General features: G+C 58.9%; 16 protein-coding genes. 13 read left to right on the top strand and 3 right to left on the bottom strand.

From position 1 onward, the window contains the following. Nucleotides 1-126: 126 nt before the first annotated feature. The 11 genes from AB4N47_RS22275 to AB4N47_RS22225 all read left to right on the top strand — a co-directional run bounded on the left by AB4N47_RS22275 (nucleotide 127) and on the right by AB4N47_RS22225 (nucleotide 10856). Nucleotides 127-1665, top strand: a complete 1539-nt coding sequence (locus AB4N47_RS22275; RefSeq protein ID WP_460154345.1) for an MFS transporter — start codon at nucleotides 127-129, stop codon at nucleotides 1663-1665. A 27-nt stretch (nucleotides 1666-1692) separates the two neighbouring features. After that, nucleotides 1693-2760, top strand: coding sequence for an HlyD family secretion protein (locus tag AB4N47_RS22270; RefSeq protein ID WP_341638314.1), 1068 nt, complete (start codon nucleotides 1693-1695; stop codon nucleotides 2758-2760). Further along, a complete protein-coding gene (locus AB4N47_RS22265) occupies nucleotides 2757-4325 on the top strand; it encodes an efflux transporter outer membrane subunit (protein WP_341638315.1) in 1569 nt (522 codons plus the stop codon). The genes AB4N47_RS22270 and AB4N47_RS22265 overlap by 4 nt, the downstream gene beginning before the upstream one ends. Nucleotides 4326-4403: 78 nt before the next feature. Beyond that, nucleotides 4404-4655, top strand: a complete 252-nt coding sequence (locus AB4N47_RS22260; protein WP_341638316.1) for a DUF2789 domain-containing protein — start codon at nucleotides 4404-4406, stop codon at nucleotides 4653-4655. Between the two features lie 82 nt (nucleotides 4656-4737). Then, nucleotides 4738-4986, top strand: coding sequence for a hypothetical protein (locus AB4N47_RS22255; protein WP_129998389.1), 249 nt, complete (start codon nucleotides 4738-4740; stop codon nucleotides 4984-4986). A gap of 123 nt (nucleotides 4987-5109) precedes the next feature. Next, complete coding sequence (locus AB4N47_RS22250; RefSeq protein ID WP_016772266.1) at nucleotides 5110-5538, top strand: MarR family winged helix-turn-helix transcriptional regulator; 429 nt, start codon at nucleotides 5110-5112, stop codon at nucleotides 5536-5538. Next, nucleotides 5535-7598: an FUSC family protein gene (locus AB4N47_RS22245; RefSeq protein WP_460154344.1), complete on the top strand. Its 2064-nt coding sequence runs from the start codon at nucleotides 5535-5537 to the stop codon at nucleotides 7596-7598. The genes AB4N47_RS22250 and AB4N47_RS22245 overlap by 4 nt, the downstream gene beginning before the upstream one ends. After that, nucleotides 7595-7804, top strand: a complete 210-nt coding sequence (locus AB4N47_RS22240; RefSeq protein WP_016772264.1) for a DUF1656 domain-containing protein — start codon at nucleotides 7595-7597, stop codon at nucleotides 7802-7804. Before AB4N47_RS22245 ends, AB4N47_RS22240 begins: the two co-directional genes overlap by 4 nt. Then, a complete protein-coding gene (locus AB4N47_RS22235) occupies nucleotides 7801-8688 on the top strand; it encodes an efflux RND transporter periplasmic adaptor subunit (protein ID WP_122698862.1) in 888 nt (295 codons plus the stop codon). Before AB4N47_RS22240 ends, AB4N47_RS22235 begins: the two co-directional genes overlap by 4 nt. Then, on the top strand, nucleotides 8685-10127 hold the full coding sequence (locus AB4N47_RS22230) for a TolC family protein (RefSeq protein WP_341638318.1): 1443 nt from the start codon (nucleotides 8685-8687) through the stop codon (nucleotides 10125-10127). The genes AB4N47_RS22235 and AB4N47_RS22230 overlap by 4 nt, the downstream gene beginning before the upstream one ends. 93 nt (nucleotides 10128-10220) lie before the next feature. Further along, nucleotides 10221-10856 (top strand): NADH:ubiquinone oxidoreductase subunit N, encoded by a 636-nt coding sequence (locus AB4N47_RS22225; protein WP_341638319.1) that lies wholly within the window; start codon nucleotides 10221-10223, stop codon nucleotides 10854-10856. A 27-nt stretch (nucleotides 10857-10883) separates the two neighbouring features. Here AB4N47_RS22225 and AB4N47_RS22220 read toward each other — a convergent pair whose 3' ends face one another. From AB4N47_RS22220 to AB4N47_RS22210, 3 genes are read right to left on the bottom strand one after another with little or no spacing between them, the layout of a single operon-like run. Then, nucleotides 10884-11414: a GNAT family N-acetyltransferase gene (locus AB4N47_RS22220; protein WP_341638320.1), complete on the bottom strand. Its 531-nt coding sequence runs from the start codon at nucleotides 11412-11414 to the stop codon at nucleotides 10884-10886. Nucleotides 11415-11416: 2 nt separating this feature from the next. Next, a complete protein-coding gene (locus AB4N47_RS22215) occupies nucleotides 11417-12439 on the bottom strand; it encodes a hypothetical protein (protein WP_341638321.1) in 1023 nt (340 codons plus the stop codon). A gap of 3 nt (nucleotides 12440-12442) precedes the next feature. After that, complete coding sequence (locus AB4N47_RS22210) at nucleotides 12443-13453, bottom strand: AAA family ATPase (RefSeq protein WP_341638322.1); 1011 nt, start codon at nucleotides 13451-13453, stop codon at nucleotides 12443-12445. Nucleotides 13454-13753: 300 nt separating this feature from the next. On the opposite strand from AB4N47_RS22210, the gene AB4N47_RS22205 reads away from it, so the two are divergent. Together AB4N47_RS22205 and pgaA are read left to right on the top strand one after the other, a co-directional pair. Next, entirely contained in the window at nucleotides 13754-15259 is a 1506-nt protein-coding gene (locus tag AB4N47_RS22205) for a YdgA family protein (protein ID WP_016772258.1), read from the top strand. A gap of 236 nt (nucleotides 15260-15495) precedes the next feature. Beyond that, the gene (gene pgaA / locus AB4N47_RS22200) at nucleotides 15496-17976 is read left to right on the top strand and encodes a poly-beta-1,6 N-acetyl-D-glucosamine export porin PgaA (protein ID WP_341638323.1); all 2481 of its coding nucleotides are present in this window, start codon (nucleotides 15496-15498) and stop codon (nucleotides 17974-17976) included. Nucleotides 17977-17983: the final 7 nt, after the last annotated feature.

Below are 17983 nucleotides of genomic sequence, written 5' to 3'. Positions count from 1 at the left end.
AAGCTCGCTCCCACATAGGCATTCACCGTTGTGTCTGATGCACTTATAACCTGCCAATAAGTCAATTTTCGTCAGCATCAAGCCCCACTAAAATGCTCCGGTATTTCACCCCCGGAGTTTTCATTCATGACATCCCTGACGGTCCCGGCACCTCTCGCCGCGACCAGCCCGGCGACGGCGGCTGCGCCTGCGGTGTTCGGGGCGCGGATCATCATTGGTCTGGTCGGCGTGCTGTTGGCCGTGCTGGTCTCGGGCCTCAACGAGATGGTCACCAAAGTCGCACTCGCCGATATTCGCGGCGCGCTGCACATCGGCTACGACGAAGGCACCTGGCTGGTCGCCAGTTACACGGCGACGTCGGTCGCGGCCATGGCCTTTGCGCCGTGGTGCTCAGTGACCTTCTCGCTGCGCCGCTTCACGCTGTGCGCCATCGGTCTTTTTACCGTGCTCGGCGTGCTGTGCCCGTTCGCGCCCAATTACGAAAGCCTGTTGTTGATGCGCATCCTCCAGGGCCTCGCCGGTGGTGCATTGCCGCCGATGCTGATGACCGTCGCACTGCGCTTTCTCCCAGCGAACATCAAACTGTACGGACTGGCCGGCTACGCCCTGACCGCGACTTTCGGCCCGGGACTCGGCACGCCGCTGGCCGGTCTGTGGACCGAATACGTCGGCTGGCAGTGGACGTTCTGGCAGATCATCGTGCCGTGCCTGATCGCCATGGCCGCAGTGGCTTACGGATTGCCCCAGGATCCGCTGCGGCTGGAACGTCTCAGGGCGTTCAACTGGAAAGGCCTGCTGCTGGGCTTTCCAGCAATCTGCATGCTGGTGATCGGTCTGTTGCAGGGCAATCGGCTGGACTGGTTCGAGTCGAATCTGATCTGTGGATTACTCGGTGCCGGTTCGCTGCTGCTGGTGGCTTTTATGATCAATGAATGGTCGCAGCCGATTCCGTTTTTCAAATTGCAGATGCTCGGCATCCGCAACCTGCTGTTTGCGTTGATCACCCTCGCCGGGGTGCTGATCGTGCTGCTGGCGGTGGTGCTGATTCCGTCGAGTTATCTGGCCCAGGTGCAGGGTTATCGTCCGGCGCAAACCGCGCCGATCATGCTCATTGCCGCGCTGCCGCAGTTGATCGCGCTGCCATTGGTGGCGGCGCTATGCAACTTGCGCTGGGTCGATTGCCGCTGGGTGCTCGGCATTGGTCTGAGCATGCTCGCGCTGTCCTGCCTCGGCGGTTCGCACCTGACTTCGGCGTGGATTCGCGACGATTTCTACGTCCTGCAATGGCTGCAGATTTTCGGCCAGCCGATGGCGGTGTTGCCGCTGCTGATGTTGTCGACCGGCAGCATCACGCCGATGGAAGGACCGTTCGCGTCGGCGTGGTTCAACACCGTCAAAGGCCTGGCTGCCGTGGTTGCCACCGGCGTCATCGAAGCGCTGACCACCGCGCGCCTGCATTTCCATTCGACCATGTTGGTCGACAGCCTCGGCAATTCGCCGCTGGCCGATCACAGCGATCCGGGCCTCGCTCACCGCGTGCATGAGCAGGCGGTGGTGCTGACTTCGTCCGATTTGTACCTGTGCATGGCCGGCGTCGCTGTGGCGTTGATCCTGCTGATTTTCTGGCTGCCGACGCGGATTTATCCGCCGCGCGCGCCGACCTGATCGCTGTACTGAAACTGAAGGTTTTTTATGACTCAATCCAAGCAAAAACTCGCGGTGGCCGTGGCTGCCGCGCTGGCGGTGGGCGTGCTGGTGTACCTGGCAATGCCCGGGCTGTTCGGCCAACGCACCGAGCAAACCACCAACGACGCCTTCGTCTCCGCCGACTACACGCTGGTGGTGCCGCGCGTGGCCGGGTTCATCAAGCAGGTGCTGGTCGAAGACAACCAACAGGTCAAGGCCGGGCAGTTGCTGGCGCTGATCGATGACCGTGATTTGCGCGCAGCGGCGGAGGCGGCTGACGCGCAAACCCTGGTCGCGCGGGCGCAGTTGCAGAACGCCAACGCGACTCTCGAGCGGCAGGCTTCGCTGATCGCTCAGGCGCAGGCCACCGTGGTCTCGGCCAAAGCGGAAATGGCCTTCGCACAACAGGAACTGAACCGCTACAACCACCTCGCCGGTGTCGGCGCCGGCACCGTGCAGAACGCGCAGCAGGCGCGCACGCGCATTGATCAGGCCTCGGCGCGCCTCGACACCGCGACCGCGAAGCTGGCGGCCGAACGCAAGCAGGTCGAGATTCTCACCGCCCAGCGCAACGCCGCCGAAGGCAATTTGAAACACGCGCAGGCGGCGCTGGAGATTGCCAGTTTCAACCTCTCTTACACGCGTATTACTGCGCCGCAGGACGGCATGATCGGCGAGCGTGCGGTGCGCGTCGGCGCCTACGTCACGCCGGGCAGCAAGCTGTTGGCGGTGGTGCCGTTGCAGCAGGCCTATGTGGTGGCCAATTTTCAGGAAACCCAGTTGACCGACGTGCAGCCCGGGCAGGATGTGCAAGTCCGAGTGGATAGTCTCGGTGGCGAAGCTCTGACTGGCCGCGTCGAGAGCATTGCGCCGGCAACTGGCGTGACCTTTGCGGCGGTGAAACCGGATAACGCCACCGGTAATTTCACCAAGGTTGTGCAGCGGATTCCGGTGAAGATCATGCTGGAACCGGGCCAGCCACTGGCCGAGCGGTTGCGGGTGGGGATGTCCGTCGAGGCGAGTATTGATACCGCCAGCTCAAAGGCGTCCGGGCGCGAGGTGACGCAGCGATGATCGGTGTTGAATCGGCTGTCGCCTTCGCGAGCAGGCTCGCTCCCACATTTTTTAATGCGTTCCCCCTGTGGGAGCGAGCCTGCTCGCGAAAAAGCCAGTGGCAGCAGCTAACCTTCAGTGCCTTGCTCACAATGAGTCTCACCGCCTGCACCGTCGGCCCAGACTTCCAGAAACCCGAAGCCCCTCAGCCTGCCGACTGGGCCAAACCCGCCCGGTCCGCCCCAAGCCAGGCCGTCAGCGAACCCCTGAACGAACGCTGGTGGGAAATCTTCCACGACCCGCAGCTTTCCGCGCTCACCCAGCGCGCGCTGAACAGCAACCTCGACCTGCAACTGGCCAGCAGCCGCCTGCAACAAAGCCGCGCCGCGCGTCAGGTGATCACCGCCGAGCGTTATCCGAACAGCACCGCCAGCGGCAGCTACGGGCGCAAACGCAACAGTGGCAAAGGCTTGAACGATCCATCGGGAAATAACGGCGACGAGGCGTTCAACCTGTGGGATGCCGGTTTCTCGGCGTCATGGGAACTGGATTTCTGGGGGCGCGTGCGCCGTGAAACCGAAGCCGCTGATGCCAATCTCGAAGTGGCAGAAAATGATCGTCGCGGTGTGCTGCTGACCGTGCTCGCCGACACCGCGCAAAACTACATTCAGCTGCGCGGGGTGCAGAACACCCGCGCTGTCACCGAGCAGAACCTCGACGTCGCTCGCCACAGCCTGAAACTCTCGCAGTTGCGGCTGGCCGATGGCGTGGCCACCGACCTGGACGTCGCCGAAGCCGCCGCACAAGTCGCCGCCATCGAAGCACGGCTGCCGGCGCTCGAGCAGCGTCAGGCGCAACTGATCAACGCGATCAGTCTGCTGATGGGCGAACCGCCGCAGGCCCTCGCACGCGAGTTGTCCACAGACGCGGCAGTGCCGCAGTCGCCACTGCAAGTCGCCATCGGCCTGCCGTCGCAATTGGCCGAGCGCCGCCCGGATATCCGCCAGGCCGAAGCGCGTCTGCATGCGGCCACCGCCAACATCGGCGTGGCCAAGGGCGACTTCTATCCGCGCATTACCCTGTCCGGCAACCTCGCTTCACAGGCCATGCAGCTGAGCGATTTCGGTTCATGGGGCTCGCGTGCCTTCGGCATCGGCCCGCAATTCAGCCTGCCGTTGTTCGACGGCGGCCGCCTGCGCGGCATGCTCCAATTGCGTGAAGCCCAACAACAGGAAGCGGCCATCGCCTACCAGCAGACCGTGCTGCGCGCCTGGCATGAAATCGACGATCAACTGACTGCGTACAACGCCAGCCAGCGCCGTCGCGACAGCCTCGCCGAAGCCGTGCGTCAGAACCAGATCGCCCTGCGCACCGCGCAACAGCAATACGTCGAAGGCGTGGTCGATTTCATCAACGTCCTCACCGTGCAGAGCGCCTTGCTCGCCACGCAGGAGCAATGGGTGGAAAGCTCGACCGGCGTCTCTCTGGCGATGGTCGGGTTGTACAAGGCGCTCGGCGGCGGATGGCAGTCGGTTTATCCGGCAGCGCAACTGGCCGCAGGCTCACTTGACGTCGCCAGACCCTGAACCCGCAGCGACAGCTATGATCAACTCCACTGCAGCGAACGGCGCAACGCCGGACCTGAATTGCAGAGGAGTTGCATCATGGAAAATCCGCAGCACAGCCTACCGGCCCTGTTCAAACAACTCGGCCTCGATGATGATCCGACCGGCATCGACCAATTCATCGCCAGCCATTCGCCGCTCAAGCCGGATTTGCATCTGGCTGACGCGTTTTTCTGGACGGCAGGTCAGGCGCAGTTTCTGCGCGAGGAGATTCTGGATGATGCGGATTGGGCGGAAGTGGTGGATCAGTTGAATGTGATGTTGCGTAAGGGGCGCGGTGCATCGAGCTAAGGCAAACCCCACTTACAGAATGTGTGAGAGATAGAGACCGCATTGCAGTAGTGTCGCAGCTCTAAGAGCTGGAGAGTTGAGCATGAAATCCTTTTTGCCAATCCAATCGACGAGTCTTTTGCAACTGACAGTTTGCCCCGAGACCATTATTGAAACCGCTCAGTTCGGGCCGATTTCCGTTCAGGATCATCAGGGTCAAGCAATCGCGATCCTGATATCAGCCAAGCATTTTAAGGATTTGCTGGACCGTATCGATGATCTCGAATTGGCTTGTGTTGTTCAGGCGCGCCGAGGAGAAATTGGTCGCCCTGTCGAGATTGATGAAATATAGGACGGTCTTCAGCGGAGAGATTTGTTTCAAAACTTGACTGAAATTCCCCTCTAATGCGATATTGATAGTTAGCAAACTAACAGTGTCCGTTATCCCGTGTCCGATTCCCTCGACAGTCTCCAGATGAACATCAGCAGCGCCATGGTGGTGGCCGCCCGGCATTGGCGAAAGATCTGCCAGACCACGCTGGTCAACTATGGAATTTCCGAAGCCTGCGCCGTGCCCTTGTTGATGATCGGGCGTTTGGGTGAGGGCGTGCGTCAGGTGCAAGTCGCCCAAGCTGCGGGGATGGAGAGTCCTTCGCTGGTGCGCTTGCTCGATCAGTTGTGCCATGCCGGTTACGTCTGTCGCACCGAAGACGCTCAGGATCGCCGCGCCAAGTGCCTGAGCCTGACCGATACCGGCCGCGAGCTGGTGCAGGCGGTGGAGGCCGAGCTGGTGCGCCTGCGCCACGAAGTGCTGGAAGGCATCGAGCGCAGCGATCTGGAAGCTACGCTTCGGGTACTGAGGGCTTTTGAGGCGGCGAGTTCGCCTGTGGTGGTCAATTCTTGAACGGTTTTTTCACTGGCATGCCGCCGGCCCGTGACTGGTTTTACGGGGTCCGTACCTTTGCAGCGTCGATGATTGCGTTGTACATCGCCTTGCTCATGCAAATGCCGCGTCCGTATTGGGCGATGGCCACGGTGTACATTGTCTCCAGCCCGTTTCTCGGCCCGACCAGTTCCAAAGCGCTATACCGCGCGGCGGGCACTTTCCTGGGCGCGGCGGCGGCGGTGCTGTTCGTGCCGATGTTCGTGCAGAGCCCGTATGTGCTGGTGGTGGTCATTGCGTTGTGGACCGGCATTCTGCTGTTCATGTCGCTGCATCTGCGCACCGCCAACAGCTATGCGCTGATGCTGGCCGGTTACACCTTGCCGCTGATTGCCCTGCCGGTGGTGGATAATCCGCTGGCGGTGTGGGACGTGGCCGAGGCGCGTACCGAAGAGATTTTCCTTGGCATCGCCGTCGCTGCGGTGGTCGGTGCGATGTTCTGGCCGCGACGGCTGGCGCCGGTGTTCAACGATGCGGTGAGCAAGTGGTTCGCCGACGCGACGAGCTACAGCCTGAAGTTTCTCAGCCGCGATGTGCAGCCGGAAGAAGTTACCGCGCTGCGCATGGCCATGGTCGCCAACTTCAACAGCCTCGAGTTGATGATCGGCCAGTTGCCCCACGAAGGCGCGCGGCCACAAACCGTGCGCAATACCAAGGAATTGCGCGGGCGCATGATCCATCTGTTGCCGGTGATCGATGCGCTCGAGGATTCGTTGTATGCACTCGAGCGCCGCACGCCGGAACTGGTGGAAAAATTTCAGCCGCTGCTGACCGCGACCCGTGAATGGCTGGGCCACGCAGACGCCAACCTCGAGCGCTGGCAAGCACTCCGCGATCAACTCGACGCGTTGCAACCAAGCGCCGCAGCGCTGGAGGAGCGCAAACAGCTGCTGTTCTCCAACGCGATCTACCGCCTCGGTGAATTCATCGATCTGTGGCAGGACTGCCGCAGTCTGCAGGATGCGATTCTCTGCGAGCGCCAGGACAGCTGGCGCGCCGTGTACCGGCACTGGCGCCTCGGCCGGTTGACGCCGTTCATCGATCGCGGGCTGATGCTCTACTCGGTGACCTCGACCATTCTGGCGATCATCGTCGCTTCGGTATTGTGGATTCTGCTTGGCTGGCCGGATGGCGGCAGTGCGGTGATCCTGGCGGCGGTGGCGTGCAGCTTCTTCGCCTCGATGGACGACCCGGCGCCGCAGATTTACCGGTTCTTTTTCTGGACCGGGATGTCGGTGCTGTTCGCCAGCCTTTATCTGTTTCTGATTCTGCCCAACCTGCACGATTTCCCGATGCTGGTGCTGGCATTTGCCGTGCCGTTCATTTGCATCGGCACGCTGACGGTGCAACCGCGTTTCTACCTCGGCATGCTGCTGACGCTGGTCAATACCTCGTCGTTTATCAGCATTCAGGGTGCCTACGACGCGGATTTTTTCGCCTTCGCCAACTCCAACCTCGCCGGGCCGCTGGGTCTGTTGTTCGCTTTCATCTGGACGCTGGTGGCGCGACCGTTCGGCGCCGAGCTGGCGGCCAAGCGTCTGACCCGGTTCAGCTGGAAAGACATCGTCAGCATGACCGAGCCGGCCAGCCTCGCCGAGCATCGGCAGTTGGGCGTGCAGTTGCTCGATCGGCTGATGCAGCACCTGCCGCGTCTGGCCCTGACCGGTCAGGACACCGGCATTGCCATGCGCGAAGTGCGCGTCGGTCTGAATATGCTCGACTTGCTTGCTTACACCCCGCGCGTCAGCGGCGTGCCAAACGCCCTGTTGCGACAAGTGGTGGGCGAGGTTGGCGAGTATTTTCGCGCGTGCCTCAAAGCCGACGAACGCCTGCCGGCACCGAGCGGTCTGCTGATGACCCTTGATCGTACCCGCCGAGCGCTGAACGGACAGGGCGACGATGAAACCCGTCGACACCTGTTGCACGCCTTGAGCGGTCTGCGTCTGGCCTTGCTGCCCGGCGTCGAGTTCGTCTCCAGCGTCGAGCCCGAAGAACCGCTGCCCGATGGAGCGCCCCTATGATCGGTGATCTGGATATCAGCGGCATCTTCCTGCCGACCCTGCTGGTGCTGATGGGCATCACTTACGTGCTGTTTTTGTTGGTGCATGGCGTGCTGCAACGCCTGCACTTTTACCGTCTGGTCTGGCACCGGGCATTGTTCAACGTGGCGCTCTATGCCGTGCTGCTGTACGGCGTGGACTCACTCAGTCGATACCTGATGACATGAAAAAACCGTTTCTGACCATCGGTCGCGTGGTCCTGACCCTGCTGATCGTGACTTTTGCCGTTGTCCTCGTCTGGCGCATGGTGATGTATTACATGTTCGCGCCGTGGACCCGCGACGGCCACATTCGCGCCGACATCATCCAGATCGCCCCTGACGTTTCCGGGCTGATCCAGCAGGTCGAGGTAAAGGACAACCAGTTGATCAAGCGTGGCCAGGTGCTGTTCAGCATCGACCAGGATCGCTTCAAACTGGCCCTGCGCCAGGCCAAGGCCGCCGTTGCCGATCGCCAGGAAACCCTCGCCCAGGCGCAGCGTGAAGCCAAGCGTAACCGTGGCCTCGGCAATCTGGTACCGGCCGAACAGCTGGAAGAAAGCCAGTCGCGCGTCGCCCGTGCACAGTCGGCATTGGCCGAAGCCTTGGTGGCGGTCGATAGTGCGCAGCTCAACCTCGATCGCTCGGTGATCCGCAGCCCGGTCGACGGTTACGTCAACGACCGCGCGCCGCGTCCGCAGGAATTCGTCACCGCCGGGCGCCCGGTGTTGTCGGTGGTCGACAGCAACTCCTTCCACATCGATGGCTATTTTGAAGAAACCAAACTCGACGGCATCCATGTCGGGCAATCGGTGGATATTCGCGTGATCGGTGACCGCGCCAGGTTGCGCGGGCATGTCGAAAGCATCGTCGCCGGCATCGAAGACCGCGACCGCACCAGCGGCAGCAACCTGCTGCCCAACGTCAACCCGGCGTTCAGTTGGGTACGCCTGGCGCAGCGGATTCCGGTGCGCATCGCTTTTGACGAGGTGCCGGCCGACTTCCGCATGATCGCCGGGCGTACCGCCACCGTGTCGATCATCGACGACCAGCATGAGGAGTCGCAGCCATGAGCAGGGCCTGGTTGATCGCCGGGTTGGGCGTGATGCTCTCGGCCTGTCAGATGGTCGGCCCGGATTATCAGGTGCCCGCCGACGCGGCGGTGCAGCGCAAGGATATTCAGGGTGAGCTGGCAGTCGCCGGCAAACCGGTGGTCTCAGCGCCGGTGCCGACCGACTGGTGGCGGCTGTATAAAGACCCGCGCCTCGATCAACTGGTGCAGCAGGCCATGGCGTCCAACACCGATTTGCGTGTAGCGGCGGCGAACCTGTCGCGGGCACGTGCTCAGGTGGATGAAGCCGAGGCCGCTGGTGGCTGGAGCGGTGGGGTGAAAATGGGCGCGCAACGTTTGCAGGAATCCGGTCAGGCGTTCCTGCTGCCGGAGAAAGTCCCGGTGGCGAACATCGCTGATGTCGGCATCAGCGCTTCGTACCAGTTCGACCTGTGGGGGACTCTGCAACGCGGCATCGAAGCGGCCAAAGCCAATGCCGATGCGACTCAGGCCGCAGCCGATACGGCGCGTATCACCTTGGTGGCGGACGTGGTTCGTGCTTACACCCAGGTCTGCGCAGCCAACGAAGAGCGGGAAATCGCCGAGCATTCTCTCGAACTGCAATCGCAGAGCACCACGCTGATCCAGCGTCTGCGTGACGCCGGGCGTGGTGACGAGACTCAGGTCACCCGTTCGCAGACCCAATTCAAATCCCTGCGCGCCGACTTGCCGCGCTATGAAGCAGCGCGTCAGGCCGGGCTGTTTCGTCTGTCGATGCTGCTGGCCAAACCGGTCGAACAGTTGCCGGCAGGTACCGCCAGTTGCGCCGAGTTGCCGAAGATCGCGCAACTGGTGCCGGTCGGTGACGGCGCTGCGCTGCTCAAGCGCCGCCCGGATATTCGTCAGGCCGAGCGGCGTCTTGCAGCGGCAACCGCCGGCATCGGCATCGCCACCGGTGAGCTGTACCCGGATATCAGCATCGGCGCGACCATCGGCACCGTCGGCATCATTGATGACCTTGGCGACCCGTCGACCAACCGCTGGGGCTTTGGCCCGTCGCTGAGCTGGAAAGTACCGACCAACGGCGCCCGTGCGCGCATTCGTGAAGCCGAGGCCAACACTCAAGGCGCGCTGGCGCATTTCGACGGCGTGGTGCTCAACGCCATCCGCGAAACGCAGACCGGTCTGGCCCAGTACAGCGCGCTGCTGCAACGCCGCGATGCGCTGGCCGAAGCCGAGCAGTCGGCCAAGCTCGCCGCCGAGCAGACGCACCGCTTCTTCCAGGCCGGCCGCGAGTCGTTCCTTGCCGACCTGCAAGCAACCCGCACCTACACCGATGTCACCGCGCAACTGGCCGCCGCCAACACCCAGGTCGCGATGAGCCAGATCGATTTGTTCCTCGCCCTGGGCGGTGGCTGGGAAAGCGGACGAACGAACACCTCGAGCGCCAGCAAACCCTGAGGCCGTTGCTATGCTTTGAAGTGTTGGAGGGGCGCCCCATGCCAAGCGCTCCTGCAATGCACATTGCTCGTGCTGGCCCAGGGGAAACCAATAATGAAAAACCCTTACGCTCTCGGCTTCTGGTGCGCTCTGGTGGCACTGGTGCTGCTCTCGGCCACGTATTTCTACGGGATCATGCTGGCCCACCAGATCGATACGGCGATGGTTTTTCTCGACAGCGCCGTTGCGCTGATCGCGGTGATGGCGATCGTCGTCGTCGCGTGGACCTCGATTCAGCTGCAACGGGTCAAGAAGCGCCAGCTCGAACGGGGCAGGATGCTCGTGCTGATCTGGGACACCAAAGTCGCCCTGCGCCGGGTCGAAACCGTGTTCGACCGCTATTTCTGGGGCAGCTACTGGCAGCCCGGGCGAACCTTCGCCGAAGTCATGGGCGAGCTCACCGGCACGCCGCTGGAAAAAAGCCTCGAAGCCCTGAAGAAGCAATGCCTGGAACTCGACAAGCAGATCGCCGATGACGGCTGGCACTGGCTGAACAACGCCCGCGAGCTGTCCGACGTCGCCACGGCCATGGCTCGTGAACGCTATCAGCTGGATTTCTGCGATGTGCGAGCGGATACCACCGGCGGAGCGGTGATCGATCGCGACTTTGAAGTGCTGGTGTATACCTGGACCGCGCGGCTGAAGAGCTTTGATCATCAGCTGGATGAAATTGAAGTCCAATATTCCTGAATTTGAGTTATAAATTTTGCAAGAGTTCTAGGTATCTATTGCACCGTTATAAATGAATTCAATGCATTCAGGCTTGTAGAGCCCTTTCAAAGATTGTGTTTTAATGAAACCAAATTTGTTTATATGTTTAACAAAGTCGGCCTCTCTATTTTCCGAAATCGTGATTACGGGGAGGCGAGTTCCTAGAAAGCTAAAGCATTCTTCAAATAACATTGTGCCGATACCTTTACCGCGAAAGTGCTCGTGGATTCGTATCGTGCAAATTTTTCGCTCTGTACTTGTTTTTTTAAGTATCGCAATTCCGGTCAATACTTTCTTTTTTTCTAAGGTGCTAATAACGATTATAATTTCTCGTTGTTCTGGAGATGCGGTAAGTTCCGGATAGACGGTGTTGTGAAACCATTTGTCAAACTCAGGATAACTTTCCTTTAGGTCGACAAGTTGATTATAAATTTTATGCTGCGCTTTTTCACCAACCTCATAGATAAGATACTCTCGAATTTCTTCAGGTGAAATCTGAGAAAGTCTATATGGAGTGCTCTTCAAAAGATTGGACATTTTCAATTTTCCTCTACTGACTGAGAACAAGTTTCTGGACTTGTCAGTTTTTCGATATATTTGGTTGCAAAGTTGCCGGTCACGCCGCCTGCTGCACCCAATATCAACAATATAATTAAATAGACAGATATGATTTTAGCTGTTTTTTTCTTGTATTGAAAGCGCGCCAGCGTAGAGAAATCTGAAAGATATTCTATCTCTCCTGAGACGTTATTTTTTATGCATTTTTTCTTAAAGTGATATGCGATCAAGTTTTGATTTTCGTTATCTATATAGTTCTTCCATAGATCGCTTTCAAGCATGCGGCTGCTTGGGTTATTGCCGTGGAAGATAGCTAGATCGCTCGCGTTTCTCAAGATTAAGTAGTGTATTGATCTGAAATTTAGTGGGCGACCTTTTTCAAATTGTTCGCGTAAGCTATCACTGCAACTGCGGATGTCATTTATTCTAAAGTCTATTACTTCTGTGTTGGTGAATTGGTTGCTAAAAATACTAATGCCGTCGATCTCGTCATTGATCAAATGAACTTCTGATGACGGTATTTCTACTCTTATACGAAAGTAGTAGTCAGTAATTTCTCCAACGCTGATGTCGTCGATTTTTAAATCTATAATCGTGCCTGGTTTATCATTGCTCCTCTTGCATGGGGTCAATTCGACCTGCGACCCCGTGTCAAGCGTGTAGATAATGAACTCGTTTTCAGAGCTTTTTACGTTTAGCCGTTTCGGGTCGCCTTCCGTAGTTTTGTAACTTTCATTGAAAATTGCGTTGGTAAGTTTGTTGTTAGATATTACTGATCCAAGATCTCTAATACTGCTTTTTTCGAAAGGGAAAGGGCAGTAAAGCTTAATGTTCTTGATGGTCGATATGTTTTTAACGCGCAACCCAAAATCAAAGCAATAGTTTTCGCGTTTTTTTGTGGTTTTTTTCCATAGGTTTATATGGAGATCGACAACGCCCTCGTCGTCAGTTTGGATCTCAGTGAAATTCTCTTTGGATGTGTACCATAAAGCAAAACTACGCATTCTCTATCCTTGGTTAAATATGAATTTAGAAATAGTTTCTAAAAAGTCCATGTCATTACCCGATTTTACGGATGCCAAAGGTATTTCAAGCTTATTCGCAATTTGTTGTGCGTATGCGATCTCTTCTTCTTGTAGCTTTTTAATGAGCTCGATGTGCAAGTGGTTGATGCCCCTGTTGCGGTTTCGTTGAAAAATTGCTTCCGGGCTGTCAATAACTAAGATTATTTGCGTCGGCGCAATATCTAAGAAAGTTTGCATTGGGATTCTGACTACGTTATTGTCTGAGTCGATTAGGGCAAAGTGCCCATCCAAAATCAAGGGTGCTCTGATCGTCTTCGTTTTCTTCAAGCTTTTAAGCAATATTTCTTGATTGTCCGCAATTGCTAATGTTCTTTTGTCATCTTGTGGAAATGATTTGATTAGTGCGCTTGCGCTGAAGCTTCTTATTCCCAAAGCAACCGAAGCCTTGTGGCATAAATTAGACTTTCCTACCCCATGGGCTCCGGAGACGAAAATTAAGCTAGGGTTGCGGTTGATCGCTTCGTTGAGCTTCTCAACGTGCAATCTGTCCAAAAACATAAAGGATTGCGGTGCGGTGAAAGTGCTTATAATCGATTTCGGGTGAACTTGTGGGATGAGCTGCTGTATGTTTTCAAACTCAATAGCGTATCCATGCTCGCAATTTTTGAAGTATTCAAGCAAATCATCTCTTGTAAGTCCGCCACCAATCTCGTCGCTTAAGTTGCAGAGCTCAGCTATACTGCAGTAATGAACTTTTTTTATGTCCGCAATCATCGTGATAGATTGAATTGGCGCTGTCGCATATATCACGAGCTTACGAGCATCGCTTTTTGTCCAACGCCTGCGGAATTCAAGCTTCTTCACACCTAACATTATTTTTTCTAAGTGTTTAGGGTGCAGCGAAATTAAGATTGCTGCGCGATCTTCGCAGAGCACTCCGACCTTTGGATGGTTTGATACATTTTTTAGAGTTCTTAGGTCTTTGCGATTCATGATACCCATCATAGAACCCCTATGAGCGCAAAAGTCTGGAGAGATATAGGGGCAGAATCTTACCTTACGGTTCTGCGCTGTTGTAGTCGTATTCTTATGAAAAAGGAGCGAATATTTCTACGCCGGGAGCGTCGCGACCACTTTGGAGTATCGAAATCTGGATTAGGATAAAAATGCAAGCCAACAAGTGACTTTGCAATGCTAACCTTCTCGTCACTTCAGCACAGTCGAGCCGCGACCCGATCCCGGGTTCAAGGAAGACGACTTCATCCACAGCCACGGAAACCGATCAGGTCATTCATGAATAAATCAGCAGGCGTGCTTCTCGGAATTGTTGTTGCCATTGGCGCGATCAGCGCAGGCGGGGCCTGGTACACCGGGACCAAGATCGAAGGCGTGCTGAACAACGCCGTGACCAATGCCAACAAAGAGTTGCAGACCGCCATGGCCGGCTCCAACGGCACCGCGTCGCTGGAACTGGTGTCGCTGGAACGCCACACCTTCACCAGCACCGCGCACTATCGTCTCAAGGGCGAGGGCGAGATGTTCGGCGATGCGCCGGTCGAGCTGCTGTTCGTCGACCACATCGAACACGGCCCGCTGCCGTTCTCGCGTCTGGTTTCGCTGAAGTGGCTGCCGGTCATGGCCACCAGCAACTACGAGCTGGAAAAGAGCCCGTCCACGGAAAAATGGTTCGCCGCCACCAACGGCGCCGCGCCGCTCAAGGGCGTGACCAACATCGGTTACGACGAATCGACCACCAGCACTCTGAATCTGGTGCCGTTCGAAACTGCGCTGGATGAGCAGTCGAGCCTGAAGTTTTCCGGTCTGAGCATGGACATCGCCGCCAGCGCCCAGGCGCAGAAGGTCAAGGCCGACGGTTACATGGACAATCTGAAACTGGTCACCGTGTCGGAAGACCAGGCGCCGGTGCAGGTCGAGCTCAACGGTCTGACCCTGGCCAGCAACCTCGCCAAGAGCAGCTACGGCTACTACACCGGGGAAAACACCCTGGAAGTGACCAGCAGCAAAACCACCTTCGGCGCCAAGCCGATGGTGCTGGGCGTGAAGAACTTCGAAATGAAGAACCGCACCGAAGAAAGCGGCAGCAACGCCTCGGGGCGTGCCGACTACAAAATCGGCGAAGTGACGCTCAACGACAAGAAAGTCGGTTCGGCGGCCATGGCCATGAGCCTGAAGAACCTCGACATTCCGTCGACCATGTCGCTGATGCAGATCTACCAGACCAAACTGCAGCCGTACGAAAAAGCTGCCGCCGAAGCTGCCGCACAGGGGTTGCCGGCACCGGAGCTGAATCTGACCGAAGCGGAAAACGCCCAGGTCAAAGCCGATCTGCAGAAGTTGCTGGCGGCCGGCCCGCAATTGGCGCTGGAGAATCTGTCGTTCAACACCGCCAACGGTGAAAGCCGCGCCAATCTGGTGATCGACCTGACCAAGCCGCAATCGATGGACCTGCCGCCGGATCAACTCGGCAAGCAACTGATCGCGCTGCTCGACCTGAACATTCAGGTGTCCAAGCCGATGCTCGTCGATCTGCTCAGCGTGCAGGCGCAACTCGATGGCCAGACTGACGCCAAAGCCATCGTCGATCAGTCCAAGGAAGCGGCGGACATGTTCGCCGGCATGGCGGTCGGCTCGCAATTGGCTGTCGCCGACGGCACCAACGTGGTGACCAAACTGCATTACGCGGCCAATCAGGTCGAATTCAACGGCCAGAAGATGACCGTCGAGCAGTTCATCGGCTTCCTGATGAGCAAGTTTGCCGGCGTCACCCAAGAGCAATAACCCAACCGCGTGCCCTCCAGACGCCCGGCCCCTGTGTAAACAGGCGCCGGGCGTTTTGCTGTACGGGTTTTGTACAGACGGGACGATTCTGAACAATTATTGCGTTGTGAAAATTCGACTACGCTTGCGTGCAGACTGCCTCACCAAGCTTGGCCGAGGGCTGTCATCGTCGGCCACCGTTACGAATGGGCAAGGAGGGCATTGCGACCCGGCTGGCCATGTAAGGATGCTGACAAATGCCGCGTATTGATGGCCCTGTATTACATCGTGGTTTGCGCCCTTTGTTCCGATTCGCCCTGTGCAGCCAGTTGCTCTGGCCAGTGCTGGCGTTGGCCGACACACCCTACGACGAGATGGTGCGCGATGCCCGCGCCGGGCATTACACGCCTGCGCTGACGGTTTTGCGTCAGGTGCCGCCGGGCCAGGCCAGCGACGGCCAGGTCAGCGATCACCTGCAAATCGCCAGTTGGGCCGGGCTCGATGCCGAAGTGGTCAAGGTCTATGAAACACAAGGTCGCGACCGCGTCCTGCCGGTGCAGGCACTGACCGCCGCCGCGCGTGCCTATCGCAACCTCAAGCGCTGGGATCAGGCCACCCAGGTCTACAACAAGGCGCTGGCGCTGGAGCCGGACAACGCCGACCTGCAACTGGGCCTCGCGCTGACTCAGGCCGATGCCGGCAAGCCCGATCAGGCCGTCACCCGCGCCCAGGCGCTGGTCGCCGCCAAACCCGACGATCCGTCACGCCGCCTGGCCTTGGGCTATGCCCTCGGCCGCGCCGGCAAACAATACGATGCGCTGTTTGAATTCGATCAAGCCTTCATCCGCGCCGGCAACAAACCGGAAGTCGCCCGCGAGTACGTGGTCGCGCTGCAAAAGGCCCGCCTGCCTGAACCGGCGCTGCGTCTGGCCAGTCAACGTCCCGGCCTGATTGATCCGGTGACCTTACGCCGCCTGGAAGGCGATCTCGCCGCCGAACGCGTGCGCCTCGCCGAACTGGCCACCCGCAGCGAGAAGGAACGCTACGTCATTGCCGACCGCGCGCTGGCCGATTACGACAAATTGCTCGCGACCTGGACGCCCGACGCCACTGCCCACGATGACGTGACGCGCTGGCGCATCGACCGCATGGGCGCGCTCAAGGCCCGTGCGCGCACCGCCGACGTCATCAGCGAATACCAGAAACTGCAAGCCGAAGGCGTGGAGATTCCGACCTACGCGCTGCGCTGGGTGGCGGCGTCTTATCTGGATCAGCGCGAGCCTGAGATTGCCACCGATCTGTATCGCCAGGTGCTTTCGGCGCCGGACGCCGATGTCGGTGATCGCCTCGAAGACACCACTGCGCTGTACTACTCGCTGCTGGAAAGCGACCGCGCCGACGAAGCCCGCAAGGTCGCCGAAGACGCAGCGAAAGCCCAGCGTCCGCGCGTCGAGCTCAAGGGCTTGCCGATCGGCAACCCCAACGACGAATGGATGGACGCCCAGCAACTCGCGGCCCAGGCCGGCACCTACGGTTCCGATCTTCCGCACGGCGAAGAGCGCTTGCAGACGCTGGTCGATCAGGCGCCGGGCAACCTTGGCTTGCGTCTGGCCCAGGCCGATCTCTACCTCGCCCGCCAGATGCCGCGCCGCGCGGAAAACCAGCTCAAGGAAACCGAGAGCATGGCCCCGCGCGATGCCGGCCTGGAGGTCGCTCAGGCGCGCACCGCGATGGAGTTGCAGGAGTGGCGGCAGAACGATGCGCTGGTCGACGACGTGGTCGCGCGCTATCCGGACAACCGCCAGGTGCAGCGCCTGGCTCGCGAACGGGAAGTGCATGACATGGCCGAACTGCGTGTCGAAGCCTACGGCGGCAAGGCCAACGGTGGCGACAGCGGCGATGCCGGTGCGGTCAGCGGCAGCCGTGATTTCGGTATCCAGAGCATCCTTTACAGCCCACCGATCAACGAAGACTGGCGCGTGTTCGCCGGCGCCGGTTATGCCACCGGTGATTTCGCCGAAGGCACCGGTCACCATCGCTTCCAGCGGGTCGGCCTGGAACGGCGCACCCGTGACATGACCCTCGAAGCCGAGGTGTCGAATCATGATTACGGCTTCGGTGACAAACAGGGCGCACGCCTGGCGATTGCCCGCGACATCAACGATCACTGGCAATACGGCGGCAGCCTCGAATACCTCTCGGCGGAAACCCCGCTGCGCGCGCTCAACAGCGATATCAAGGCCAATGGCGGCAGTGCGTTCCTGCGCTGGCGCGCCAACGAAAGCCGCGAGTGGCGAGTGTCGGTCAGCCCGTCGCACTTCAGCGATGGCAACAACCGCGTCGAAGCCTTGGTGACCGGGCGCGAGGGCATCTATACCGCGCCGAACATTCAGGTCGACGCCGGCCTGGAAGTCGGCACCAGCCACAACTCGAAATCCGACGACGTGCCGTACTTCAACCCCAAGTCGGACTTCAGCGTGATGCCGCTGGTCAACGTCAATCACGTGCTCTACCACCGCTACGAGACTTCCTGGAGCCAGCAATTCCAGGCCGGCGCGGGCACCTATAGCCAGCGCGACCACGGCACCGGCGGCATGGCATTGCTCGGTTACGGCCAACGGTACGCCTGGAACGACGTGTTCGATGTGGGCGGCATGTTCAGTGTGATCAACCGGCCTTACGACGGTGATCGGGAAACTGATCTGCGTCTGCTCGTCGACCTCACTTTCCGCTTCTAGAAGAGTT

This window comes from Pseudomonas sp. S3_G06 (genome assembly GCF_054667565.1).
Note: the sequence above shows the minus strand (reverse complement) of the source record. Positions and strands in the feature narration are given on the sequence as shown.